Annotated in this window: 21 protein-coding genes; 11 read left to right on the top strand and 10 right to left on the bottom strand. The window is 58.2% G+C overall.

Going from position 1 to position 24,099, the window contains the following annotated elements; translation table 11 throughout:
• Nucleotides 1-45: 45 nt before the first annotated feature.
• From rsxG to rsxA, 5 genes are read right to left on the bottom strand one after another with little or no spacing between them, the layout of a single operon-like run.
• A complete protein-coding gene (rsxG, locus tag B3Q33_RS11585) occupies nucleotides 46-693 on the bottom strand; it encodes an electron transport complex subunit RsxG (RefSeq protein WP_272975745.1) in 648 nt (215 codons plus the stop codon).
• Nucleotides 690-1,730, bottom strand: a complete 1,041-nt coding sequence (gene rsxD / locus B3Q33_RS11590; RefSeq protein WP_272975744.1) for an electron transport complex subunit RsxD — start codon at nucleotides 1,728-1,730, stop codon at nucleotides 690-692. The genes rsxG and rsxD overlap by 4 nt, the downstream gene beginning before the upstream one ends.
• Entirely contained in the window at nucleotides 1,730-4,615 is a 2,886-nt protein-coding gene (gene rsxC / locus B3Q33_RS11595) for an electron transport complex subunit RsxC (protein WP_273009478.1), read from the bottom strand. Before rsxC ends, rsxD begins: the two co-directional genes overlap by 1 nt.
• Nucleotides 4,612-5,196 (bottom strand): electron transport complex subunit RsxB, encoded by a 585-nt coding sequence (rsxB, locus tag B3Q33_RS11600; RefSeq protein ID WP_035250376.1) that lies wholly within the window; start codon nucleotides 5,194-5,196, stop codon nucleotides 4,612-4,614. Before rsxB ends, rsxC begins: the two co-directional genes overlap by 4 nt.
• Nucleotides 5,193-5,777, bottom strand: a complete 585-nt coding sequence (gene rsxA / locus B3Q33_RS11605) for an electron transport complex subunit RsxA (protein ID WP_035250378.1) — start codon at nucleotides 5,775-5,777, stop codon at nucleotides 5,193-5,195. The genes rsxB and rsxA overlap by 4 nt, the downstream gene beginning before the upstream one ends.
• Before the next feature lie 283 nt (nucleotides 5,778-6,060).
• Between rsxA and B3Q33_RS11610 the strand changes: the two genes are divergently transcribed.
• The 6 genes from B3Q33_RS11610 to B3Q33_RS11635 all read left to right on the top strand — a co-directional run bounded on the left by B3Q33_RS11610 (nucleotide 6,061) and on the right by B3Q33_RS11635 (nucleotide 10,184).
• Entirely contained in the window at nucleotides 6,061-7,188 is a 1,128-nt protein-coding gene (locus B3Q33_RS11610) for an aminotransferase class V-fold PLP-dependent enzyme (RefSeq protein ID WP_272962489.1), read from the top strand.
• Between the two features lie 202 nt (nucleotides 7,189-7,390).
• A complete protein-coding gene (locus tag B3Q33_RS11615; protein ID WP_272962490.1) occupies nucleotides 7,391-8,041 on the top strand; it encodes an esterase/lipase family protein in 651 nt (216 codons plus the stop codon).
• 283 nt (nucleotides 8,042-8,324) lie between these two features.
• Nucleotides 8,325-8,822: a PEGA domain-containing protein gene (locus B3Q33_RS11620; protein WP_272962491.1), complete on the top strand. Its 498-nt coding sequence runs from the start codon at nucleotides 8,325-8,327 to the stop codon at nucleotides 8,820-8,822.
• Between the two features lie 3 nt (nucleotides 8,823-8,825).
• Nucleotides 8,826-9,281: a hypothetical protein gene (locus B3Q33_RS11625; RefSeq protein ID WP_272962492.1), complete on the top strand. Its 456-nt coding sequence runs from the start codon at nucleotides 8,826-8,828 to the stop codon at nucleotides 9,279-9,281.
• A 161-nt stretch (nucleotides 9,282-9,442) separates the two neighbouring features.
• Nucleotides 9,443-9,832 (top strand): hypothetical protein, encoded by a 390-nt coding sequence (locus tag B3Q33_RS11630; RefSeq protein ID WP_272962493.1) that lies wholly within the window; start codon nucleotides 9,443-9,445, stop codon nucleotides 9,830-9,832.
• A gap of 1 nt (nucleotide 9,833) precedes the next feature.
• Nucleotides 9,834-10,184 (top strand): hypothetical protein, encoded by a 351-nt coding sequence (locus B3Q33_RS11635; protein ID WP_272962494.1) that lies wholly within the window; start codon nucleotides 9,834-9,836, stop codon nucleotides 10,182-10,184.
• A 146-nt stretch (nucleotides 10,185-10,330) separates the two neighbouring features.
• Here B3Q33_RS11635 and B3Q33_RS11640 read toward each other — a convergent pair whose 3' ends face one another.
• Entirely contained in the window at nucleotides 10,331-10,714 is a 384-nt protein-coding gene (locus tag B3Q33_RS11640) for a MerR family transcriptional regulator (protein WP_272962495.1), read from the bottom strand.
• Nucleotides 10,715-10,788: 74 nt separating this feature from the next.
• Here B3Q33_RS11640 and B3Q33_RS11645 point away from each other — a divergent pair, with 74 nt between their 5' ends.
• Nucleotides 10,789-11,241 (top strand): SRPBCC family protein, encoded by a 453-nt coding sequence (locus B3Q33_RS11645; protein WP_272962496.1) that lies wholly within the window; start codon nucleotides 10,789-10,791, stop codon nucleotides 11,239-11,241.
• Nucleotides 11,242-11,365: 124 nt separating this feature from the next.
• Complete coding sequence (locus B3Q33_RS11650; protein WP_272962497.1) at nucleotides 11,366-11,737, top strand: hypothetical protein; 372 nt, start codon at nucleotides 11,366-11,368, stop codon at nucleotides 11,735-11,737.
• A gap of 134 nt (nucleotides 11,738-11,871) precedes the next feature.
• Here the strand turns inward: B3Q33_RS11650 and B3Q33_RS11655 are convergent, their stop codons facing one another.
• The 3 genes from B3Q33_RS11655 to metG form a co-directional block, all read right to left on the bottom strand.
• A complete protein-coding gene (locus tag B3Q33_RS11655) occupies nucleotides 11,872-13,212 on the bottom strand; it encodes an oxygenase MpaB family protein (protein WP_273009476.1) in 1,341 nt (446 codons plus the stop codon).
• A gap of 317 nt (nucleotides 13,213-13,529) precedes the next feature.
• Nucleotides 13,530-14,315 carry a class II aldolase/adducin family protein gene (locus tag B3Q33_RS11660; RefSeq protein ID WP_273009474.1) on the bottom strand — a complete coding sequence of 262 codons (786 nt, stop codon included), beginning with the start codon at nucleotides 14,313-14,315 and terminating at the stop codon, nucleotides 13,530-13,532.
• A gap of 202 nt (nucleotides 14,316-14,517) precedes the next feature.
• Entirely contained in the window at nucleotides 14,518-16,548 is a 2,031-nt protein-coding gene (gene metG, locus B3Q33_RS11665; protein ID WP_273009472.1) for a methionine--tRNA ligase, read from the bottom strand.
• A 247-nt stretch (nucleotides 16,549-16,795) separates the two neighbouring features.
• Here metG and B3Q33_RS11670 point away from each other — a divergent pair, with 247 nt between their 5' ends.
• Nucleotides 16,796-18,886 carry an ATP-binding protein gene (locus B3Q33_RS11670; protein ID WP_273009470.1) on the top strand — a complete coding sequence of 697 codons (2,091 nt, stop codon included), beginning with the start codon at nucleotides 16,796-16,798 and terminating at the stop codon, nucleotides 18,884-18,886.
• On the opposite strand, the gene B3Q33_RS11675 is transcribed toward B3Q33_RS11670, so the two are convergent.
• The gene (locus B3Q33_RS11675) at nucleotides 18,853-21,651 is read right to left on the bottom strand and encodes a hybrid sensor histidine kinase/response regulator (RefSeq protein ID WP_273009468.1); all 2,799 of its coding nucleotides are present in this window, start codon (nucleotides 21,649-21,651) and stop codon (nucleotides 18,853-18,855) included. The genes B3Q33_RS11670 and B3Q33_RS11675 overlap by 34 nt on opposite strands.
• 129 nt (nucleotides 21,652-21,780) lie before the next feature.
• Between B3Q33_RS11675 and B3Q33_RS11680 the strand changes: the two genes are divergently transcribed.
• Together B3Q33_RS11680 and B3Q33_RS11685 are read left to right on the top strand one after the other, a co-directional pair.
• Nucleotides 21,781-23,193: an alkaline phosphatase D family protein gene (locus B3Q33_RS11680; protein ID WP_035249531.1), complete on the top strand. Its 1,413-nt coding sequence runs from the start codon at nucleotides 21,781-21,783 to the stop codon at nucleotides 23,191-23,193.
• A gap of 434 nt (nucleotides 23,194-23,627) precedes the next feature.
• Nucleotides 23,628-23,942 (top strand): DUF2288 domain-containing protein, encoded by a 315-nt coding sequence (locus tag B3Q33_RS11685; protein WP_272979952.1) that lies wholly within the window; start codon nucleotides 23,628-23,630, stop codon nucleotides 23,940-23,942.
• The last annotated feature ends 157 nt before the right edge of the window (nucleotides 23,943-24,099 follow it).

Below are 24,099 nucleotides of genomic sequence, written 5' to 3' on the forward strand. Positions count from 1 at the left end.
GTAAATCCTATCGGGAACTGGCCCATGATCTTTTTGTAGTTCGCATCACTCATCACAACTCTCCACCGATACCGCTTCCGCCAGGGTGCTGAACACAGCGTCGCGGTTGGCGTCGAAATATTGCAGGGCACGGTGCACGGCCCCCACCACAGCACGGGGGGTAATGGTGGCGCCAGTAAAGCTGTCGAACTGGCCGCCATCCTTTTTCACCGCCCAGCCGTCACTGGCAGGGTTGCCCAGTGACAGGCCATTGAAACCATAAATCCAGTCGGATTTTTTGGTTTCGATTTTATCGCCGAGCCCCGGGGTCTCATTGTGCGGTGGCACGACGCGCACTCCCTGAACCTTGCCTTGTGTATCCACGCCGACGATCAGGGCAATATTGCCACCGTAACCGTCCGGGGCGGTGGCTTCCAGTACGGCCCCATTGGGCTCGCCATCAAGACGCGCCCGGTAGACATGGTGGCCGTTGCGACCCAGCAGCGGGTCGCTGACGGTAAGACGGTCGGCGAGCAGATCATTATCGTGCTGCTCGTGGGGCATCACTTCGTTGAGCGATGCCATCAATGCGGCCTGCTTGTTGCACTCTACCTTGCCGATGGTCAGCTCGTTGGTGATCGCCAGGGTAGCGGCGGTACCGATGGCGAACACGCTGAGGATCACCATATTCCGGGAGATGGCCTGGCGCATCATGAGCCACCCCCTTGTTTGGCGCTGTTAGTGCCCCGGTTCGCCTTGTTGTGCCCGTAGGTGCGTGGCTGGGTGTAGTAATCGATAAAGGGCGCGCACAGATTCAGTAGCAGCACCGAGAACGCCACGGCATCCGGGTAGCCGCCGAAGCTGCGGATCACCCAGATCAGCACGCCGATCAGTGCCGCATAGATCAGCCGGCCACTGCGGCTGGTGGCGGCGCTCACCGGGTCGGTGGCGATAAAGAAAGCGCCGAGCATGGCCCCGCCGGAGAAAATCTGGAACAACGGGTCGGAAAACCGCACCGGGTCGATCAGCCAGGCAATCAGGGCGGGCAGGGCCAGGCCGCCCAGAAAACCCGCCGGGATATGCCAGGTAATGATCTTGCGGCTGATCAGATAAAGGCCACCCAGCAAAAAGGCCAGATTGACCCATTCCCAGCCGAGCCCGGCAAACTGACCATGCAGGATGCCGTGGCTGGCCAGCTCGCTGTCGTTGCCGGCCCAGGTACGGAAGGTATCCAGGGGCGTGGCGCCGCTCAGGCCATCCACCGGCAACTGGCCGGTAAACAGCTGCCAGCTTTGCGCCAGGCTGGGCGCTTCGCCCGGGGCAATCCACTGGGTCATGGCCACCGGGAAAGAAATCAGCAGCAGCACATAGCCGACCATGGCCGGGTTGAACGGGTTCATGCCCAGGCCACCGTAGAGCTGCTTGGCCACAATAATGGCAAAGCCCACCCCGATCAGGGTCAGCCACCAGGGGGAGGTGGGCGGCAGCGCCAGGGCCAGTAGCACGGCGGTGAGCACCGCACTGTAGTCCTTCAGGTAGAAGGCCACCGGGCGACCGCGGGCTTTCAGGATCAGCGCCTCACTGACCAGCGCCACCACCACGGCCCACAGCACATTGATGACTGTGCCCCAGCCGAACTGCCAGGTCAGCACCGCCAGACCGGGCAGGGTGGCGTAAATCACCTGGCGCATGAAAGCGCCGGTGTTGTTGCTCACCGTGGTGTGGGGCGAGGTTGAAGAGATCAGTGCCATCAGTCTTGCAGTCCTTGTTCTTCTACCGCTTGCTTGAGCGCCATGCGGGCGATCTGGGCTTCCGCCTCCAGGGCCTGTAATTCGGAACTGAGGGCTTCCAGATTGACTTCCGAGGCGCTGTCCCGCTGTTGCTCAAGCTCGCGCTGTTTGTCGGCCAGGGCACTTTCTGCCCGGGCGGCTTCCAGCTTGAGGGTTTTCAGATCCTTGCCGGTGTGGGCGCGGATGTCTGCCTTGGCTTCTTCCACCAGCGCGTCCAGGGCATCGCGGGCCACGTCGGCCTTGCCTTTCAGCTTGTCCACTTTCCGTTCCATGGCATTGAGCTCTTCGGCGGGAATATCGCCGTTACGCTCGCCGCGCTCCAGGGCCGCGTGGGCTTCCTTGTACTGCTTGTGGGCCATGTTGTAGGCGGTCTTCAGGGCCTTGAGGCGCTTCTGGCGCTTGGCGGCCACCTCTGGGTCCACAGCCTTCAAAGCCTGCGGGGCTTCGGTTTCCGGGGCCTTGGGGGTATCCGTGGGGGCCGGCGGTGTCTTGGGGGTCGCTGGAGCCGGGGCAGAGGCTTTGGCCTCGCGCAGTTCGGCTTTCCAGTGGTCGGCCTCGGCTTTCAGGCGATCCGCTTCGGCGAGCAACTCGGCAGCATTGTCCGCCCCGTTCTCGTCGGCTTCTTTGGCGGCTTTGACCGCGGCCTTGTAGGCGGAGGAGACCTCGCCCACCTTTTTCTTCAGTTCTGCCAGCGGGTCTGCGGGTGCAGCGGCAGGTGCCGGGGTAGGCGTGGCCGGCGCATTGGCCTTGGCATCGCGCAGGTCGGCCTTGAGTTGGTCCGTCTTCGCTTTCAGTTCGTCCGCCTGGCTGCGCAGCTCGGCGGCATTGTCGGCGCCGTTTTCTTCCGCTTCCTTGGCCGTTTTCACCGCTGTTTTGTAGGCGGAAGAGGCGTCACCTACCTGTTTCTTCAGTTCCGCCACCGGGTCGGCTTGAGGGGCTGCGGCGGTTGTGGCCGGGGCACTGGCCTTGGCATCGCGCAATTCTGCTTTCAGGGTGTCGGCACTGGCCTTCAGTTCATCGGCTTTGGCGCGCAGGTCGGCGGCATTGTCGTCGCCATTTTCCTCCGCTGCCTTGGCGGCTTTCACGGCAGCTTTGTAGGCCGTGGATGCCTCGCCAACCTGCTTCTTCAAGTTGCCGACCCGGTCTTCTGTGGGGGCGGCAGCAGGGCCAGCGTCCTTGGCGTCACGCACGGCGGCCTTGGCCTTGTCGGCCTCGGCTTTCAGGCGGTCCACTTCGGCTTTCAGTTCGTTGATGTTGGCGGCGCCTTCCGCCTCGGCAGCCTTGGCCGCTTTCACGGCGGCCTTGTAGGCCTTGGACGCTTCCAGGGATGCTTGCTTGAGGGCGGCTGTGTCCACGGACGGTGCGCTGGTCTCGACTTTCTTCTTGCGGTTGGCTTCCAGCCGCGCCTGACGACGAGCTTCTTTCTCGGCCTTTTCCGCTTCGATGCGAGCCTGGCGCGCTTCAAATCGCTGGCGGGCCTTGTCGGCTTTTACCTGTTCGGCGGCCTGTTGGCGCACTTCTGCCTTGGCATAACGGTAGTACTGCACCAGCGGGATATGGCTGGGGCACACATAGGCGCAGGCGCCGCACTCGATGCAGTCCATCAGGTTGTGGTGCTGGGCCTTATCCAGGTCGTCATTCTTGGCGTGCCAGTAGAGCTGCTGGGGCAGCAGGTTGGCCGGGCACACGTCGGCGCAGGAGCCACAGCGGATGCAGGGTTGCTCCGGGGGCGGCTCGGGCAGTTCTTCCAGGGTGGCGGCGATGATGCAGTTGGTGGTTTTCACCACCGGCACTGCCGGGTTGTGCAGGGTGAAGCCCATCATCGGGCCGCCCATGACCAGACGGCCGATGTTGTCCGGATCCACGCCGCCGTGCAGCAGCAGATCGCGTACCGGGGTGCCCAACAGCACCTCCATATTACCCGGCTGACTCACGCCTTCGCCGGTGAGCGTGGTCACCCGCGACAACAGTGGCTCGCCGTCGATCACCGCTCGTTTGATGGCATAGGCGGTGCCCACGTTCTGGCACACCACGCCCACCTGGGCCGGTAACTGGCCGCTTTTCACTTCCTTGCCGGTGAGCAGCTGGATCAACTGCTTTTCGCCGCCGGAGGGGTACTTGGTGGGTACCACCCGCACGTCGATGTCGCAGCCTTTGCAGGCTCGCTTGATGACGGAGATCGCTTCCGGCTTGTTGTCCTCGATGCCGATCAGGGTGCGGCGCGGGTTGAGCAGGTATTGCAGGATGTTGATGCCGGCAATGATCTCGTCGGCGCGCTCGCGCATCAGGCGGTCGTCGGCAGTGATATAGGGCTCGCATTCCACCGCATTGATCACCAGTTCTTCCACCCGCTGGTGGTCGCCCAGGTTCACCTTGATGCTGGTGGGGAAGCCGGCGCCGCCCATGCCGGCGATGCCCGAATGACGGATGGTGTCCACCAGTTCACCGGGGCTGCGCTCGGTGTAGTCGGCCACACCGGCGTGTTCGATCCATTCATCCTTGCCGTCGGTGTCGATGACGATACAGATGGCATCCATCCCGGACGGGTGCTGAATGGCGCGCGGGCCGATGGCGCTGACGGTGCCGGAGGTGGGGGCATGAATGGCCGCGCTCACCGCGCCGCTGGGTTCAGCAATCATCTGGCCTTTCAGTACCCGCTCACCGGGTTCCACCAGCGGTTTGGCCGGGGCGCCGATGTGCATGTTCAGCGGCAGTATCAGCTGCGCCGGCATCGGGCCGGGGACAATGGCGGTGCCGTTGGAAAGCGCTTTCCTTTCCGGCGGGTGAATACCGCCGTGGAAGTCGTAGACCTTGCGGCTGCGTGAACTGAACAGGGTACGAATCACAGGTTCACCACTTCAATACGGCTGTCCGGACGCTCGCCGATACCTGCCGGGCGGTTCCAGCCCCAGGTCTGCAGGGTGGGTTGCACTTCCACCATGTCGATGCAGTCCACCGGGCAGGGCTCCACGCACAGGTCGCAGCCGGTGCATTCGTCCACGATCACCGTGTGCATCAGCTTGGCAGCGCCGACGATGGCATCCACCGGGCAGGCCTGGATGCACTTGGTGCAGCCTATGCACTCGTCTTCGCGGATATAGGCCACCTTGGGGATGTCCGCATCCTCGGCGCCTTCGTCATCCAGGGTCAGCTCGTCGCGGCCGAGCAGGTCGGTGAGGGAGTCCACCGTGTCCTGTCCGCCGGGCGGGCAGCGGTTGTGGTCTTCGCCCTCGGCAATGGCCTCGGCGTAGGGCCGACAGCCCGGGTGCCCGCACTGGCCACACTGGGTCTGCGGTAACAGGGAATCGATCTGGTCGACAATGGGGTCACCCTCGACCTTGAATTTCTCCGAGGCAAAGCCCAGCACCGCACCGAACACGGCGGCCAGGGCAAGCAGGGCGGCCACGGCAATCAGTACAGCGGTCATAACTTGATCAGCCCGGAAAAGCCCATGAAGGCCAGCGACATCAGGCCGGCGGTGATCAGGCCGATGCTGGGACCACGGAACGCTTCCGGCACATCGGCCACGGCAATACGCTCACGCATGGCGGCAAACAGCACCAGCACCAGCGAAAAGCCCAGCGCTGCGCCCAGCCCGTAGGTGAGCGATGACATAAAGGTGGCATCTTCCTGGCGTACATTCAGCAGCGCTACGCCCAGCACCGCGCAGTTGGAGGTAATCAGCGGCAGGAACACCCCCAGTACCCGGTAGAGCAGGGGGCTGGCCTTTTTCACGAACATCTCGGTGAACTGTACCGCCACGGCGATCACCAGAATGAAGCTGATGGTGCGCAGGTATTCCAGCTCGAAGGGCACCAGAATATAGGCCCAGGTCAGGTAGGCGAGCACGGACGATAGCGTCAGCACAAAGGTGGTGGCCAGGGACATGCCCATGGCGGTCTCGATCTTGTTGGAGACCCCCATAAAGGGACACAGCCCCAGGAACTGCACCAGGACAAAATTGTTTACCAGCACAGCGCTGATCAGAATCAGGACGTACTCTGTCATGTGATCGTGGCTCGCTTGCCGAGAAAGAAAGACGTTAAACGCGGTGTTTACAGGGCGCCAAGGCCGCATAGTATGAGGCAGCGCCCCGGTTGGCTCAAGAATGATAATGCATAAGCTTACTTGACTGCAGACGACAGTCATTGACTGCGATTTGAGCAGTTGATGCCCCTTTTGCCATGCTTTTTGCCCCGGACGGTTGCGGCGCTGCCAGCAATCCAGTATCCAAGGCAGACAATAACGCGACGAGACCGGCCAGAGCCGGTTGCTGCAGAGGTGACCCCCAGTGACAGATTTGCCCCGTGACTTTGACCGAGACGGCCTGCTTGAGTATTCCGTGGTTTTCACCGACCGCTCCCTGAACCACATGTCCCAGCGTTTCCAGCAGGTGATGCGGGATATTTCCAGCAACCTGAAGCAGGTCTACAACGCCCACTCGGTTACCGTGGTGCCCGGCGGCGGCAGCTTCGGCATGGAAGCAGTGGCCCGTCAGTTCGCCACCGACCAGCATTGCCTGGTGATCCGTAACGGCTTCTTCAGTTTCCGCTGGAGCCAGATCTTTGAAATGGGCGGCATCCCGTCCAAAGAGACCGTATTGAAGGCCGCCCCCATCAGCGACCGGCCCCAGGCACCGTTCGCCCCGGCACCCATTGAGCAGGTGGTCGATACCATCAAGGCCGAAAAGCCGGCCATGGTGTTCGCCCCCCATGTGGAAACCGCCTCCGGCATCATCCTGCCGGACGACTACCTGAAACAGGTGGCCGATGCCGTGCACAGCGTGGGCGGCCTGTTCGTGCTGGACTGCATTGCTTCCGGCACCATCTGGGTGGACATGAAAAAGGTCGGTGTGGACGTACTCATCAGCGCCCCCCAGAAAGGCTGGAGCTCCTCACCCTGTAGTGCCCTGGTGATGCTCAGCGAAGCCGCCGACCAGCGCCTGCACGAAACCACCAGCACCAGCTTCGCCTGCGACCTGCGCAAATGGCGCGACATCATGATCGCCTACGAAAACGGCGGCCACGCCTACCATGCCACCATGCCCACCGATGCCCTGCGCGGCTTCCGTGACACCATGCTGGAAACCATGAAGGAAGGGCTCACCGCCGTGAAAGAGCGCCAGTGGAAGCTGGGCACCGGCGTGCGCGAGCTGATGGCCAAACACGGCTTCGCCAGCGTCGCCGCCCCGGGCTTCGAAGCCCCCGGCGTGGTGGTGTGCTACACCGACAACGACACCATCAAGAGTGGCGCCGCCTTCGTTCAGCTCGGCCTGCAGACCGCCGGCGGCGTACCGCTCATGTGTGACGAACCGGCGGACTTCAAGACCTTCCGCGTGGGCCTGTTCGGCCTGGACAAGTTGGGCGATGTGGATGCGGCGGTAGCGCGGCTGTCGTCCGCGCTGGATCAACTTGGCTAGCCCTGAATGGCAACTGGTACACTTTATGAGGTTGTTAGCAGGCTTGCTGTTGTGGGCCTGTTTTAGCCCTAGTCTTCTTGCCGATGCCATTCACTCAAGAGATGAGGGCTGCAGCCAAACCTTTCTGGAGAGTCCCCTCTCCCCTTGTGGGAGAGGGACAGGGAGAGGGGAAACGGCCTTGCTGAATACCGAGGGCACAACAATGAAAACCCAGAACCCTCAATGCGTCATCCTGCTCCATGGCCTGGCCAGAACCGCCCACGCCATGAAGAAAATGGCAAACGCCCTGGAGAACACCGGCTACACGGTGGTGAATCAGGGCTACCCCTCCACCAAGAAAGACATTCAAACCCTCGCCAGAGAAACCCTGCCCAAAGCCCTGGGAAAATGCCCGCCCACTGGCACCATCCACTTCGTCACCCACTCAATGGGCGGCATCCTGCTACGCCAGTACCTGAGTCAGCACACCATCGAGAGAATGGGCCGCACCGTCATGCTTGGCCCGCCCAACCAGGGCAGCGAAGTGGTGGATAGTCTGGGTGACTGGGCTCCATTCCAGTGGTTCAACGGCCCCGCCGGTAGCCAGATGGGCACCGGCCCCGACAGCGTCCCCAACCAGCTCGGCCCGGTGGACTTCCCCCTGGGCGTCATCGCCGGCAGCGACACCATCAACTTTCTGCTCTCCACCCAATTACCCGGCCCCAATGACGGCAAGGTCACCGTGGAAAGAACCAAAGTCGAAGGCATGCAGGATCATCTGGTGTTGCCGGTGACGCATCCGTTCATGATGCGTAATGGGGAGGTAATTGAGCAGGTGAAGGTGTTTTTGGCGACGGGGACGTTCAGCAAGTAGGGATTTCGATTCCCCTTTTCAACGGAAGCTTCCGTTGAACCCGGAAAGGGAAATGCCAACATGTTGATTTAGTGGGCTTTTGGTTTTTCTGTCTCCGAGTTCAAAGGAAAGGAGTTATAAGGAACGTTCCGTATAACTCCGTGTAGGAAATTGGCTATAGCCTGCCAAGCGATTGTTATGGCAGGATTTTCTCTTAAGAAAAGGGGCTCGGCTCCAGAATTATAAGGAATCGAGTTATTCGGAACGTTCTAATGAATACACTGTTATATTTCAAGGAGAGCTAATGAGTAACTCGAAAATTTGCATCACACTACTTGCAGTCGCAGTTATAAGTGGTTGTGCCAGCAATCAATATTCTGTCACTTATGCTTCCGATCCGGCAGGAGCTCAAGTTTATTGCAATGGCGTGGCCAAAGGCTATACCCCTGTCACGCTTTACTACACGCTAGATGAAGAAACAAAAAATCGGGGCGTGTTAAATACAGTGCCATGTGGATTGAAGTGGGTGAGCGGAGCCACAGCTAGAGCCAATAGCCAATTCAGTTTAAGTCAATTTCCTAATGGCGTTATCACGACAACGCCACGCCCTAATGAACCGAATGCCCATATAGATCACTCTTTTGCGTTGCAGCTTCAACAAAATAGGCAGATGAATCAAGTATTGCAAAATACTCAAGCAATCCAAGCTGAGCAAGAGCGTGTCAAACAGCAAAAGCAACAAGAAGATAATACACAATATCTCTGTAACCTTGGGCTTCTGAATCATCCTGGGTGCAAATAACTGATGCTTACCTGTAAAAACCTATTTGAGATAGCCGTTTACCGTTTAAGTGAAGATGATTACTACGAGAAAATGAGAAACCATATTTCTCAAAAAAATCAAGGCAAAGACTATCCAATAGACGAAGGCTATCTAAGAAATGAATACGGAGGTGACTGGAGATATAACGAAATTATTGGATTCCTTCGCTTCTATCGGTATGGCCAGAATCAAATTCGATGTGAATATTGGGAAACTGATGCGAAGAAAAAGGTTCGCACAAGGAAAAAACAATACTCACAGGTTTCAGATAGCTACTGTGCAGAAAAATTTTTCCCTAATTCTTCAAATGAAAAATTGTCTCAAACAATGAAAATCGCAGTAGAGCATTGTGAACAAAGATTAAAACGCCGCGTGCTAGATCGTGAGCTATTCGATGCCACCGTAGATTTAATCGATTGGAAGTCACTGTTGAGTTGAAATATAACAAGGCGCTGCTGTCGGATAAATTTTCCACTGCGCTTCAAATTTTCCGCAGAGCGCGGCGTTAGCCAAAAAACCTAGATTCCGGTAATAACTGCGCAACCCAAGTTCCAAAATGGTGTTTGGTTATCCATGCTAAATTGAAGGTGCTAAAACAAATGGATGAAGAATTGAAATTTATGGGAATCAAATTCGCGTGTATTCAGGCTCAAAAAGGGGGCTTTAAAATAGAGGCTGTGAATAACGATCTTTCACTGATTCCAGATGCAGTTCTTTCGCGGGAAGGAATTATTTATCATCTTTTTGTTTGTACATCGGTCTACCCAGAATCACCAATCTTCACCGAAAACGAGATTCAGGGGTATTACAGCCATGCTGAATCGAACAAGGCAGTTGCGTTGGGTTGCTCTCTAGTGCTCTTTAACCCTGATGCAAAAAATCAGGAAGAGCTTTCAGACCTTAGTAATGGTGTCTCAGCCAAAGTTGCGAAAATGGGAATCATTGGGCCCTTGGCGAAGACGAACCCTTTTCTTGATAGGGGGAATTAAATTGGATCAAGAAATCTACATGTGGACGCTTTGGGCGTTTACTTGTTCTACGCAGCTCAGCGCAACGGTTTGGCGGAATCCAGTTCAACTTAGCCCTCTAGGTGCGCAACTGACTGTTTTTAACATCGTCGCGCCGTTATCTGTATTTTCATTTTTGGGGTGGTATATCGCGGGTCTTTTTCTTTTTAGTTGGAAAGTTCTATTGGCGAGCTTCATCATTGGTACTCTCTTGGCTCTTTTCTTGGAAACTTGGACAAAAGGACGGGGCATCGTTTATACGCCAGCAGTGCTATCCGGACTTATTGGCATTGGCCTTAGTGCAGCTCAATTAGTAGTATTTATAAATGCGTGATATTTCTAATCTGTCACCAGAAGATCATTCGTATGCAACTACAGAAGTCTAACAAGCGGCTGCACCGGACAAATTTTCGCTGTCACCTTTTTTGCGTGGCAAAAAAGCAGCCATCAAAAATTTGTTCGGTGAGCCGGGCGTTAGAGCTAATGAGTAGTAGCAACAGTAAAGCCGTGCTGTCGTGCACGGGCCTCCAGGCGTTTTTGCTCCTTGCCGAGCAGACGGCTGGCAGCCTTTAGATTGGCAATCTGTTCTTCGACCTTGGCCCGTTTTTCGCCTAGTAATCGCGCACCTTGCGCGCAGTTAATGCCGCGGCTGCGCAAGCCTTGCAGCACCTCCCTGATTTCTGCCAAGGAAAAGCCCAGAACCTGCATCTGCTTCAAGAGGTGTACATCCCTGACCAGAGTCTCCGGATAATTGCGATAATTGTTACTATCGCGGGCAATCTTACCCAGCAGACCTTGCTGTTCATAGTAGCGTAGAGTGTGCCGCCCCAAGCCTGTTCTGGCCTCTAATTCAGCGATTCGCATCGAAATTCCTTGACTGTAAAGCCCACTCGATACCCTAGCATTAAATCACCATCGTAATGCAACAGGTGAAACTCATGTACTCATTAGCCGCAAGCGCAATCGAGATCGAGTGCAACATGGCGCAGGCCTACACCTACGCAAGCAATCTGGAATACTTCTCTGAATGGTTTCCTGGCGTCATTGCTATCGCATCCGGTAACGACATACCACACGGTAATCCGGGCAAGATCTATCACGAAATCGTTCAGGTGCCTCTGCGGGGAAGACGGCGAGTTCGGATCACTGTCGTGCAAGCCGAGTCTCCCCACCTTCAAATCACCGAGGGTAACCTGCCCGCACTCTTACCCAGGATGGAGATGCGTTTCACATCCCTGGGCGCGCATCGCTGCACTGTCGAGTGGCGTATGTACAGCCGACGCAGTAATGGTATGAGTCGTTTTTTCATACTGCCATTGGCTAGGAGGATCATGCGTCGGCGGGCGCCGCATGGGCTGGCTGCGTTGAAAGCACTGCTTGAGGGTGGATAAATGTTTCCTGAATTCTCCAAGCCCATCAAGCGGCCTATCTGGGTGGTATCAATGTTACTTCGAAACCAGAAAGTAGCCTCCTTGTGGTAAAATATTGACCACATTCTTAACTTCGGCCCTCAATATGCTCGTATACCTTCTCGTCGCCTGTGATCGCCTGGATGAAAAGCAGGAAAAGAAGCTCAAGCGCAACCTGCCTGACCTGCAGGCGGCGCTGCAGGCCTATGTGGATGAGAACGAAGCGGGCAAGGTCACCCTGATCAATGACTGCGAGAGTGACGATTGTGAGGACTGGCAACTGGGTATCAGCCAGCCGGTGAAGAAGAAGGCGCAGCTGAAGACGCCGGTCACCCTCTTCAATGATCTTGCCAAGCAATATGGCATTGATTGCGAGGTGGGCTCTATCGAGAACGGTGAGCGTGATCCGGTGAGCTACTTTGGCAAGCAGGAAGGGCAGGGGGATGCGTTTCTGATTGGGGAGTATCTGGGTGTGTAGTCTGGGTTGACCGTTACCCTTGAATCGCGCGCGGCCTGTTTCGCAAGCTGTGGCCTGATGATAAAAAAGCCCCCTGATTAAGGGGGCTTTTTTGTGGCTCTTTGCCGCTGTCGTAGCAGGGCATTAATGCAGGATCAGGTGGCGTTCTTGATGGTGGGAGTGTACTGCGCCGCATCGGTGGTGAATTCCGCATGGCCATAGTCCACCAGCAATTCGTTGATGCGTCTGACCAGTATCCTGTCCGCGATCTTGTTGGCCACGGGGATGTCTTGCAGGGTCCGATAGGCGATCAGGCGGGGCATGATCAACAGCGTGCCGATGCTGGACAGGGCGTAGTCGAGCAGGTGTGGTTCCACGCCCATCTCTTTCGCTTTGGATTTGTCGTTTTTGCCGAGAAACGCCTGATTGAAGAACACCTTGGAGACGCTGCGCTCCACCAGGTTGTGGACCTTGCTTATCAGCTTTTCATCCTTGGGGCGGTAGACGGACATGGTGGCGCGGGTGAGTTCGCCGCAGGTCTCATCGTCGTAGCCTTCGCGCAGGGTGCCGGAGTAGGTGAGCATGGTGTCGATGATGTCCGGGGCCTCGGCGGGCAGCAATTCTTCAGGCAGGCCCAGCAGGAAGCACTGGTAGCGGGACAGTTCGACGATGGCCCGTTCGTTGTCGGTGAAATGCTTGCGGCCCTTGCGCATGGCTTTGAAGGCGGCCAGGTAGGCGGGCATGGTGCCGGCGGGCATCTGGTCGACCTGGGGGATGGGGATGCCGTAGATGGCCGGGTCCCATTTTTTTACCCGTTTGAGGATGTTGAAACGGACCATGGAGTGCATCAGGCGCACCATGGCGGCGGCCTTGAAACCGGGACCGAAACGCTCCAGGGCGCCGGGCAGGGTGGCGGTGGTGAAGAAACTGGCGGTTTCGTTGATGCGCCGGTTCACCGAATCGTTGGCCAGGGTGCCGGTGATGGCCATGGGCAGGCCGGAGTACTTGTTCATGAAGGTGGCCACGAAGGCACCACGGATCACGTAGGGGGCCAGGTTGGCCATCTGGTTGCGGCTCAGGCGGGCGCCTTCGCGCACCAGGTCCATGTCCACCCAGTCCGGGGTGGTTTCCATGGCGGTGATGAAGTCCACCAGTTCCTGTGGCGCCTCGGGGACTGCGTCGAGCCCTTCGTCGCAGGCTTTCTTGAGCATGCCGATCAGGTCGCGAAAGCTGTATTCCGGCATCAGGGCGGCGTAGGCATCGGCCACGGTGTCGCCCAGCAGGGTGTAAGCGCGGGCCCGTTCCACCTTTTCATGGTCGGCGAGGATTTTCTTGCGGTACTTCCTGGCGAAGTGGGCCGGCAATGTACTGCGGACATCCATGGAATCCGTGAATCGCTCCGGGGTGGCATCAAAGTCGATATCGCCGTAGAGAGAGGGGATCCGGGTTTTCTGGGCGCGGACCTTTTCCCAGAGAGCGTCCAGTGACTGTGTCATCGGTGACCTCGGTAGACAGTGTCTGTTAATTCCCTACACATTGCGTATACCTGTCTGGCAAGACAATTAACGGAAGTCGCCTTTCTGTATAGGTTGGCCGGTTTTGGCCTGCTTTGACAGGGGGAATAGGGGAGAGGAAACAGATTTGGGTGGGGTGTTTGGGCAATTGAGCCAGCGCCATCCATTGTCTGGTAGGCCTTTCACCCTCTCCCTGTCCCTCTCCCCTCAAGGGAGAGGGAACCCTCTAGAGAGGTCGTAGGGGGAGGGAAAGGTTCTGTAAATAATCTTGGCTTTCGACTAGCGCGTTAAACAGGTGCTTAGTCCGCGTACCCGGGGTTCTGGCTGTCCAGTTTGCGTAGCAGGCCGGGCCAGGCCAGGTTGCCGCCCATGCCTTTGGTGACCTGGGAGGCCTGCTGTTTGATTGTGTTTACGATGCCATCCGGGATCGGGGTGAGCGGGCGGTTGCCGGACAGGGCCTGGAGCTGGATTTCGCAGGCGCGCTGGAGGATGAACATGCCCAGGAAGGCATCGGCGATGCTGCTGCCCACGGTGAGCAGGCCATGGTTGCGCAGGATCATGAAGTTGGCGTCGCCCAGGTCGGCCTGCAGGCGGGCCTTTTCGTCTTCACGCAGGGCCACGCCTTCGTAGTCGTGGTAGGCCAGGCTGGCCAGCGGGAACAGGCTCTGTTGCGACAGAGCGAGCAGGCCTTCCTGCTGGGCGGACACGGCCACACCGGCGGTGGTGTGGGTGTGCATCACGCAGTTGGCATCCTCGCGCACGGCGTGGATGGCGCTGTGGATGGTGAAGCCCGCCGGGTTGATATCGAAGTCACTGTCATCGAGTTTGTTGCCGGCCTGATCCACGCGCACCAGGCTGGAAGCGGTGATCTCGTCGAACATCATGCCGTAGGGATTGATCAGGAAGTGATGCTCGTCGCCGGGGATGCGGGCAGACAGGTGGGTAAAGATCAGGTCGTCCCAGCCGTGCAGGGCGATCAGCCGGTAGGCGGCGGCCAGATCCACACGCAGTTGCCATTCTTCTGCGCTGACGGTGTTTTTCTTGGACTGGATGGCGTCCGGGGTCAGTGTTGCCTGGCGGTTCATGGTAGCGCTCTCCCTTGTTTTTCGTTTTTACAGTGTAGAGGGAAAGACCATATCCGGGGCAAGGGGAAAGCGATTGTACGTCGTGGCTGGCCGGAAAGATGGCGGTAACCGCACAGGGGAGGGATATCGGGGTGAGTTCGGGAAGGAAAGCATTCGCGGTGGCACCACCGCTCCCACGAGGGGAGCGGGGATCGGTGCCGGGTTAGCGCACTTCCATACCCGGCTGGGCGCCGCTGTCCGGGCTGAGGATGTGGATGTCCTCACCGCCCGGGCCGGCGGCCAGCACCATGCCTTCGGAGATACCGAATTTCATCTTGCGCGGGGCCAGGTTGGCGACCAGTACCACCAGTTTGCCTTCCAGATCTTCCGGGCTGTATTTGGCCTTGATGCCGGCGAAGACATTGCGTTCGCCCAGCTCGCCCACGTCCAGGGTGAGCTGCAACAGCTTGTCGGCCCCTTCCACATGGGCGGCCTTGGCTACGCGGGCCACGCGCAGTTTTACCTTGAGGAAGTCATCGATGCTGATGGTGTCATCTGCCACGTTGTCGGCCTTTTTCGGTTCGTTTTTCTTGCTGGCCGGTTTGGCCGGTACGTCTTCCTTGGAGGCGTTGAGCATGGTTTCGATCTGCGCCATGTCGATGCGGTTCAGCAGCGGCTTGAACTTGGCGATCTCGTGGCCCAGCAGCAGGGTGTCGCTATCACTCCAGGTCAGTGGCTCGACCTGCAGGAAGGCTTCTGCGCGCTCGGCCAGCGCCGGCAACACCGGCTTCAGGTAGATCACCAGCAGGCGGAAGACATTGATGGCCGTGCTGCAGATGGCCAGCACTTCCTGTTCCTTGCCTTCCTCTTTCGCAAGGGTCCAGGGGGCCTTGTCGGCGATATAGCCGTTGGCGTGGTCGGCCAGGGCCATGATTTCGCGCATGGCCTTGCCGAATTCGCGCTTCTCGTAGAAGTCGGCCAGGCGCGGGGCCGCTTCCTGCACTTCGCGGACCAGCAGGGGGTTGTCCAGTTCGTCACTAAGAGTGCCACCGAACTTCTTCACGAAGTTACCGGTGCGGCTGGCGATGTTCACCAGTTTGCCCACCAGGTCGGAGTTCACCCGCTGGGCGAAGTCTTCCAGGTTCAGGTCGAAATCATCCACCCGGCTGGAAAGCTTGGCGGCAAAGTAGTAGCGCAGGTATTCCGGGCCCAGGTGGTCCAGGTAGGTGCGCGCCTTGATAAAGGTACCGCGGGACTTGGACATCTTGGCGCCGTTCACGGTGACGAAGCCGTGGCTGTAGATGGCAGTGGGTTTGCGCAGGCCGGCACCGTCGAGCATGGCGGGCCAGAACAGGCCGTGGAAATTGATGATGTCCTTGCCGATGAAATGGTACAGCTCGGCGGTGGATTCCTTGCCCCAGTAGTCGTCGAAGCTCAGGCCTTCGCGGTCGCAGTAGTTCTGGAAGCTGGCCATGTAGCCGATGGGGGCATCCAGCCAGACGTAGAAAAACTTGCCCGGGTAGCCGGGAATTTCGAAGCCGAAGTAGGGGGCCTCGCGGGAGATATCCCAGGGCTGCAGATCTTCGATCCATTCCTGCAGCTTGTTGGCCACCTGTTCCTGCAGGGCGCCGGAGCGGGTCCACTCGCGCAGCAGCGACTCGAACTTGGGCAGATCGAAGAACAGCTGGGTAGTTTCCTTTTCCACCGGTGTGGCGCCACTCACGGAGGAGTAGGGCTTGATCAGGTCCGCCGGGGTGTAAGTGGCGCCGCACACTTCACAGTTGTCGCCGTACTGGTCTTCGGACTTGCACTTGGGGCAGGTGCCCTTGACGAAACGGTCCGCCAGGAACATGCCTTTCTGCGGATCGTAGAGCTGGGTAATGGTTTTCTCGACGATATAGCCGGCGTCTTTATTACGCTGGAACACCATTTCCGAGAGCGCGCGGTTTTCCGGGCTGTGGGTGCTGTAGTAGTTGTCGAACTGGATCTGGAAGTCGGCGAAGTCCCGTTCATGGTCCGCTTTGACTTGCGCAATTTGTTGCTCCGGGGTGATGCCGTTTTCTTCCGCCTTGAGCATGATGGCGGTGCCATGGGCATCGTCGGCGCACACGTAGATGCACTGCTCACCGCGCAGTTTCTGGAAACGGACCCAGATATCGGTCTGGATGTATTCCAGCAGGTGGCCCAGGTGAATGGGGCCATTGGCGTAGGGAAGGGCACTGGTCACCAGGATTTTGCGGGGCGTGTCACTCATGGGGTCGACGTCGTCATTCCGGAAAAAGGGTGGCCTATGATACGGGTGCGGCGGGGCTTTTTCATCCTGTGGGTGAACGGCTGTGCGGCATCTCCCACCGCTGATACTGGCAGGGGCCCGCTGCGGGGAATCTTGTGCTAGGGTTTCGGCTCAAAATTATTCTTTCAAGACAGTGATTCCGGGAGCTCATGCAGGCCATGGGACGGCACCTTTTGTCGTCCGGCCACCCGGTCAGGGGAAGGTAACGATGTCACTGAGAGTGCGCATTCGGTGGTTGCTGGTAATTTCCGCGGCTTGTTGTGTGGTGCTGGCTACTGTGGCGCTTTATTGGGTGAATCTGTCGCTGGTGGATACCCTTACCGAACGCAACGCCGAGCGGGAACTGGAAAAGGTGGAGGCTACCTTTCTGGATCAGCTTTCCATCTTGCGGGTGCGGGCCCAGGACTGGAGCCAGCAACCGGATCACCCGCCCAGCAATCAGGGGGGGCTGGGTTATCTGGACCTGATGATGGAGCTGCGTGGCAGCTCGGTGGTCTGGAATAACGGCGCCGATAAGGTTTCCTCTCCGGTGTTTGCCACTCTGGCGGAGCGCTTTGACGAGCAGGGCTGCATGCCGATCTGGGGGGTGGTGAAGGTGGAAGGCCGCCCATTGTTGTTCAGCACCGCGGTGGAGATGGGCTGCCAAGCCTATCTGCTGGGGGTGTGGCTGGACAGTGAATGGATGAGCTATCTGTCAGACCGGCTGGGCCATGCGCTTTATGTTCGTGAGGTTCCGGAATCGCTGAAACCGGTGCGGGGATTGACCATGACCGAGGACAAGCAGCTTCTCGGCCGTTTCCCGGTGCCGGATTTCCTTGGCGGCAATCCGCTGGAAGTGGTGGTGGAACTGCCTCGGGATGGCTATAAATCCCTGAATCTGTCGGTGCTGGTGATCGGGTTGATCATGGCGGTGCTGGCCGGGCTTACCGTGCTGGTGATCAACTATCGGATTCAGCCGATGTTGTTCGGGCGTTTGAACCTGGTGCATAACGCGGTGCGTTCCATTGCGCGAGGCGGGGCGCTGGATCAGCGGGTGCCGGTGCTGGGTAATGATGAGATCGGCGCTCTGGCGGAAGACTTCAATGCCATGGTGGACAGCATTAATCACGCCCAGACACAGTTGGCGGATGCCCGCCGTCAGGCGGAGGAGGCAAGCCAGACCAAGAGCCAGTTCCTGGCGAATATCAGCCATGAAATCCGCACCCCGATGACGGCGATACTCGGTTATACCGAGTTGCTGCGTGATGGTTCCCTGAGCCAGGCAGATCAGAATCGCTATCTCACCATTATCCAGCACAACGGCGATGCCCTGCTGGCACTGATTAATGATGTGCTGGATTTGTCGCGTATCGAGGCGGGGCAATTACATAACGAGCAGCGTCTGTTTTCCGTGACCGAGCTGCTGGATGAAGTGGTTGATAGCCTGCAATTGCGAGCGCAGGAAAAGCAGATTGACCTGCGCCTGGATTATCTCTCGAGCATGCCGATGACCGTGTGTGGTGATGCCTTCCGGCTACGCCAGATTCTGGTGAACCTGGTAGGCAATGCAGTGAAGTTCACGGAGGAAGGCCAGGTTCAGGTCCGCGCTAGCTGGTCGGAAGTGGAGCAGCAGCTGCAGGTGTCGGTGGAGGATTCCGGCATTGGCATCAGTGACGCGGAGCAACAGAAGATTTTTCAGCCGTTTTCCCAGGCGGACGCTTCCCATTCCCGTCGCTATACAGGAACCGGGCTGGGGTTAAGCATTGCCCGCCAGCTGGCCCGTTCCCAGGGTGGTGATATCTCGGTGTTCAGTGAGCTGAACAAGGGCAGCCATTTCTCCCTGGCAATGCCACTGTCTCAGGCGACTGAAGTGGATATGCGGGACGCTGCGGCCCAGCAGCTGCCTGAACTGGCCGGGACCGCCATGGAGCTGAAAGGCCGGGTGTTACTCGTGGAAGATAACGCGGTGAATCGTTTGTTTGTCCGCAAAGTGCTGGAAAAATCCGGTATGCAGGTGGTTGAAGCCGAGGATGGGCGCGAAGCCTGCCGTTATTATACCGAGGACAGTTTTGATCTGGTGGTGCTGGATATGCAGATGCCGGTGATGGACGGCTATGAAACCGCCCAGGCTCTTCGTGACCGGGGTTTTGCGGGCCCGATACTGGCATTAACCGCCAACGTACTGGCGGTGGACCGCCAGCGCTGCATGGATGCGGGCTGCGATGCCTTCCTTGGCAAGCCCATTCGCGTGAAACAACTGATTACCGTGTGTGCAGGGTTGCTTGCTCAGCCAGAGATCCCTGAAGGGGTAGCGACCTGACCGCGATGGAGCGCTTCGCGCACCTGTTGCTGGGAAACCGGTTTGCTCAGGTAGTCATCCACGCCGGCGTCGCGGGCTTTTTGTACATAATCGCCGGTGGCATGGGCTGACAGGGCGATAATCCAGCAATGTGGGTGAGCGGTGGATGCCTGCTCCAGGGTGCGGATTTCCCGGGTTGCCTGGTAACCGTCCATCACCGGCATCTCACAATCCATGAAGATGATGTCCCAGTAACCGGGTTGTTCGCCAACCAGTTCCAGAGCCTGCTCGCCGTCACTTACCAGGGTCGCGTAGATACCCAGGGATTTGAGAATGCTGTCGATCACCAGCTGATTGACCGGGTTATCTTCGGCCACGATCACGTTCAGGGCGTTGCCCTTGTCCAGCACGATGGCGGGTTCTTCAGCGCTTTGTTGGGCGAGTTGTTCGTCATGGCCGGTGAGCAGGCTGCGTTTGAGGGCCTGACAGGAGAACGGGGTTTCGATCAGCAACAGGTTCTCGGGCAGATTGTCGCTCAGCGGTTTGCCGGTGGGGTGTAGCAGTACCAGCACCGGGTTACGGAAGTGTTGCTTCAGCCGTTGCACATACTGCGGGTTCTCCATTACCGCATGCTCGGCGATGACAAAGTCCACCGGGCGTGACGGATTGGCCGGATCCAGAGCGCTTTCCACATCACGGTATTCCAGGGTCTTCGCCCCCCAGCGTGTGAGAATCTGGGACAGGCTCAGCAACTGGGCCGGGGTATTGGAAATGAGCAGGGCGCTGCGGTTTTGCAATACCGGTTTGCTTTGCGGTTTTTCCACTTCCACTGGCAGGGACAGCCAGAAGGTGGCGCCGCGGCCCAGCGAGCTGGATACACCGATATCCCCGTTGAGCAGTTCGATCAGTCGTTTGCAGATCACCAGCCCCAGACCGGCGCCGGTATGTTTGCCCTTGCCGGATAGCTCGTGAAATGCCTGGAACAAACTGTTCTGTTGTCCTTCGTCCAGGCCCACACCGGTATCCACCACTTCAAACATCAGCACGCACAGGTTCTTTTCATTCACCGGTTGTTTCACGGTGACGTGCAGAGAGACATTACCTCGTTCGGTGAACTTGAAGGCATTGCTGAGCAGGTTGGTAATGATCTGCTTGAGCCGGATCGGATCGGTTTTGATGCGTTCCGGTACGCGGCTGTCGATATGGATATACAGCGGCAGTTGTTTCTCGCTGGAGCGCAGGGCAAACAACCGCACACAGTCGTCGACAATGCTTTCCAGCTGCACGCTCTGGTAATCCAGCTCCAGCTTGCCGGATTCAATCTTGGAATAATCGAGAATGTCGTTGATCACTGTGAGCAGGGACTGGGTGGACTGGTAAATGGTGCCCACATACTGAGCCTGCTGCTGGGTCATGGAGGTGCGACGCAGCAAGTCGGTCATACCCATGATGCCATTCATGGGGGTGCGGATTTCATGGCTCATGGTGGCCAGGAACTCGCTCTTGGCATGGTTACGAGCGCCGGCCTTGAAGGCTTCCATTTCTGCAATGGCTTTTTCGCGAATGGAGTCGGAATGGGCTTCCTTGAGCCGGCTGATGCGCCGGGCCAGCGCCAGTGACAGCAGAATGACTTCCAGGAATACGCCGGTCTGGACCAGGTTTTCCGTAAGGCCGGTGCGCGGCAGTACGCCGTATTTGTTCAGCGCCATGGCCGCCACACCGGTAATGAAGCAGGCCCAGGCAATAGTGAAAATGCGGGCATCCGGGTCGCCGGCGCGGGTGCGTAGCAGCCCTACCACCAGGATGCTGAAGTCCATCACCAGAATGGCGCTGACGGAAATCGGAATCAGGAAACCGCGGCTGGTAAAGGGGGCGGCAAGGAACAGCAGCGTACCGATGATTACCAGGCCTTTCAGCCATGCCGCCAGGCGCGGCGCCTTTTCCCGCAGCGACAGAAAATGCAGCGTAAACAACGGTGGCAGCAGCACGATCAGGGGTAGCAGGTAGTGAATGATGTACTGACTGACAAGCGGAGAGTGCGGCCACAAGTAACGGTGGGCATAGCCGTGCAGTACTGCCAGAAACAGGGTAACCACTGCCGACCAGCACACATATAGCAGATAGACCTTTTCGCGTATGGAGAAGAACAGCGAGAGGTTATAGAGAATCATCACCAGCATGCCGCCGAAAAAGATTCCCTGGATAATGGTCTGGTTCTGCGCGGATCGGGCGAACTGATCGTGGCTAAGCAGTCGTATCGGCAGCTGGATGCTGTGAGGAGAGGTGACCTTAAGATAAAAACTGCTGTCTTTGCCGCTGGGCAGGGACAGCGGGAAAGCGGGAGTGGGGTAGTTGCCAGGCCGTACGGCAAAATCCCGGTCCATGCCGGCCTGGAAGTGATTGACCAGGTTGCCGCCGGCATCCAGTTGGTAGACGTCCAGCTCGCCGAGCATGGCGTAATCAACCAGTAGCTGCCAGTCGCTGTGCCGTGGGTTCTGGTTGCGCACGGCAAATCGGAACCAGCAGTGTTGATTGGTGAATCCCAGGTTGGGCATTTCTCCCCGGCTGGATTGCCAGGGCAGGGTCGGGCGTTTTTGCAGGGCATTAATGGTCGGCGACTGTGCCGCAGGGGTACAGAAGTAATCCAGCCCTTGATAGGGGTGTAGTTCTTCCTGCTTTTCGCCAATAATCTGCAGCTCGGGACCGTTAGCCCAGACGGCTGATGTCAGCCCGAGTGAGAGAAAGGCAACAAGCAGAATAAAGGCAGTTTTCGCATCCTTGAACAACGTTTTTATTCCTGACAGAGGGTGCCGTTTATTTCGGGCCCATACGAGTGACCATGAGGCTGCCTGCACCGCTTAACCGTGATGCTAGCAGCGTGGGCCGGGGGGCTCAATGCAGGGGGGGCATAAGCCATGAGTCAAAGTGTGAACAGGTTTGCCGTAGGGCCGGTGGTAGGGGAGGCGGTGGACACCCATGTGAGAGTGTTCGGTGCGCTGCCAAAAGGGAAGCTGGGAGCCGGAAAAAAATGGCTGTGGGGGCGGATTCGCTGGCGTCGTAAGGGAAGCACTGACTGGTCGCCGGCGAGAACGTTTCGGCTTAATGGCAACTTCGATGGCTCCGGTGTGGTGATTCTCAATCAGTTGCAGCCTGGTACCCGCTATGAATATCAGGCTGGCTGGGTGGCCACGGAAGATGAGGTAGCGCTGGACTGGGAAGCAGCAGATCAGGGGGAGTTTCTTACCAATCAGCCGGATGCGGATGCCACGCGTTTCTTTTTTGGCTCCTGTTGCTACCGGTTTGTCGGCCTGGATGGTGAAATTCAGGACGATCGGGCAGACAAGATTTTTGCCGAAATGTCGTCGCGGGCGGATACCTCGAAACCGGATTTTGTGCTTTTCGGCGGAGATCAGGTATATGCCGATTCCATGTATAAGTTAGGTGCCGCCACCACCCGTGAGGATTTTGATGCGCTTTACCGGGAAAGCTTTTCCCAGCCGCATCTGGCCAAGCTGCTTCGCGATACCAACAGCTACATGATCCTTGACGATCACGAGATCGAGAATAACTGGCCGGCCCGGGCCAATGCTGAGTTGTGGACCAGCAAATATCCCGCCGCCATCAAGGCCTATCAGATTTACCAGGCGTCCCACTCTCCGGCGGCCCCCCTGAATCAGGCGGGCACCTATCTGGATCGCGATCCGGACCGTTTCTGGTACACCTTCTCCCGGGGGCCGGCAGATTTCTTTGTCATGGATGTGCGCACCGAGCGGGTACTGAGTCGTTGGCCCTGGCAGCGTCGCATGATCGGCGATATTCAGGAACAGGCCTTTATCGAGTGGCTGGATCGTGATCCGGACCGCATCAAGGTGCTGGTGACCTCGGTGCTGTTGTTCCCGGAGCAGCGACGCCCGTTCCGTGGCAAGGATGCCTGGGAGGGTTTCAAGCACCAGCGTCAGCGTCTGCTGGAGGCCATGGGGCGCAGCCGTAGCGACAAGCTGGTGGTGCTGAGTGGGGATGTGCATGCCTCCCTGTATGCCTGTTTGACGTTAAATGGTGGCAAGCAGGTGCATAGCTGGACCTGCTCCGGTTTGTTCTGGCCCACAGCGCTGCGGGCGTTCCGCTGGTATCGCCCGATGATTCGGGTGCCGGGTGTGCTCCATGGGGGCTGGGGTAAGCCTCTGGGCCGGGTGGAGGTCCCCGGCGAGGTATTCAGCGATAACGCCTTTTCCGAAGTGAGCTTCAGCGCCGAAGGGGCCAGCTTTCAGCTGTTCGATCGCAGGCAGCGACCAATCAGCGAGACAAGCCGTGAGATTCGCTGGCGCTGACCCCGGAGCGTTGGCTGGCTGTTTTGTAGGAGCGCCGCTTGAGGCGCGAAATGGCACGGTCGCACATGAAAGCCTCGTGCCAGAAGGCTTCGCGCCTCAAGCGGCGTTATTCGCTTCGCTCCCCCTTCGGGCCAGCCTGCGGCTGTTACTTCGCTAGGCTGGGTTCCTACAGCAATAAGCCTTGGCTTGCCGAGGCCGAAAACCACACCTTGCTATGGCAAATGGCTTACAAAAGATGTAGCAAATCGCGTCTTATGCCGCCTTGCTGGTTTCCCTAAAGTGGATCTCGCAAGGACGCAATCGAACACGGATGTTCAATTTCGGCCCCGGTACAGCCCGCCCGCCATTCCCCAAGTGGCGGGCGTTCTTTTTTCCCTCTTTGATTGCACCCTCCCGAATACGGATAATGCACGGCCCTGAACACGGAGCCGCCCATGTCTGATTCATCCGCAGATCGCGATATTCTCAAAGCCAAACTCAATCAGGAAACGGCCAAGGCCAGCTGGAAAGAGCTGCAGCCGTTCTTTGCCCGTGGCCAGACTGTCTATGTGGCGCCAGAACTGGACCTGATCGAAGTGGCACTGGCGTTTTCCGAAGACCAGGCCGACACCCTGTCTCTGTGGCGGGACAAGGGGCAGGTAGACAAGGTCACCGATGATCAGGCCGCCAAGTGGTTTGAGATCGATCAGGGCCTATGGACGGTGGTAGTGATGCCCTGGGTGCTGGTGCAGCCGGTGCAGGTGCAGTAAGGCGCCAGAAGCCTTTTATGCAGGGCGCACTGAGGCTGAGGCGAACTGCACCAGAATAATTGATAATGGACAATTGAGAATTGATAACGCGCGGGATGGTGCCTTTATTATCAAAGCTAGGAGGCCGCGCCTACATTGGGAACGCGACTTCTTAGTT

Source organism: Alcanivorax sp. UBA3183 (assembly GCF_002364155.1).
In the GTDB taxonomy this organism is placed as follows: domain Bacteria; phylum Pseudomonadota; class Gammaproteobacteria; order Pseudomonadales; family Alcanivoracaceae; genus Alcanivorax; species Alcanivorax jadensis.

What these genes read in the sequence shown, in the direction of transcription:
- rsxG (WP_272975745.1), bottom strand. Translation starts at nt 693, where the DNA reads ATGATGCGCCAGGCCATCTCCCGGAATATGGTGATCCTCAGCGTGTTC.
- rsxD (WP_272975744.1), bottom strand. Translation starts at nt 1,730, where the DNA reads ATGGCACTGATCTCTTCAACCTCGCCCCACACCACGGTGAGCAACAAC.
- rsxB (WP_035250376.1), bottom strand. Translation starts at nt 5,196, where the DNA reads ATGACCGCTGTACTGATTGCCGTGGCCGCCCTGCTTGCCCTGGCCGCC.
- rsxA (WP_035250378.1), bottom strand. Translation starts at nt 5,777, where the DNA reads ATGACAGAGTACGTCCTGATTCTGATCAGCGCTGTGCTGGTAAACAAT.
- B3Q33_RS11615 (WP_272962490.1), top strand. Translation starts at nt 7,391, where the DNA reads ATGAAAACCCAGAACCCTCAATGCGTCATCCTGCTCCATGGCCTGGCC.
- B3Q33_RS11620 (WP_272962491.1), top strand. Translation starts at nt 8,325, where the DNA reads ATGAGTAACTCGAAAATTTGCATCACACTACTTGCAGTCGCAGTTATA.
- B3Q33_RS11625 (WP_272962492.1), top strand. Translation starts at nt 8,826, where the DNA reads ATGCTTACCTGTAAAAACCTATTTGAGATAGCCGTTTACCGTTTAAGT.
- B3Q33_RS11630 (WP_272962493.1), top strand. Translation starts at nt 9,443, where the DNA reads ATGGATGAAGAATTGAAATTTATGGGAATCAAATTCGCGTGTATTCAG.
- B3Q33_RS11640 (WP_272962495.1), bottom strand. Translation starts at nt 10,714, where the DNA reads ATGCGAATCGCTGAATTAGAGGCCAGAACAGGCTTGGGGCGGCACACT.
- B3Q33_RS11645 (WP_272962496.1), top strand. Translation starts at nt 10,789, where the DNA reads ATGTACTCATTAGCCGCAAGCGCAATCGAGATCGAGTGCAACATGGCG.
- B3Q33_RS11650 (WP_272962497.1), top strand. Translation starts at nt 11,366, where the DNA reads ATGCTCGTATACCTTCTCGTCGCCTGTGATCGCCTGGATGAAAAGCAG.
- B3Q33_RS11655 (WP_273009476.1), bottom strand. Translation starts at nt 13,212, where the DNA reads ATGACACAGTCACTGGACGCTCTCTGGGAAAAGGTCCGCGCCCAGAAA.
- B3Q33_RS11660 (WP_273009474.1), bottom strand. Translation starts at nt 14,315, where the DNA reads ATGAACCGCCAGGCAACACTGACCCCGGACGCCATCCAGTCCAAGAAA.
- metG (WP_273009472.1), bottom strand. Translation starts at nt 16,548, where the DNA reads ATGAGTGACACGCCCCGCAAAATCCTGGTGACCAGTGCCCTTCCCTAC.
- B3Q33_RS11670 (WP_273009470.1), top strand. Translation starts at nt 16,796, where the DNA reads ATGTCACTGAGAGTGCGCATTCGGTGGTTGCTGGTAATTTCCGCGGCT.
- B3Q33_RS11680 (WP_035249531.1), top strand. Translation starts at nt 21,781, where the DNA reads ATGAGTCAAAGTGTGAACAGGTTTGCCGTAGGGCCGGTGGTAGGGGAG.
- B3Q33_RS11685 (WP_272979952.1), top strand. Translation starts at nt 23,628, where the DNA reads ATGTCTGATTCATCCGCAGATCGCGATATTCTCAAAGCCAAACTCAAT.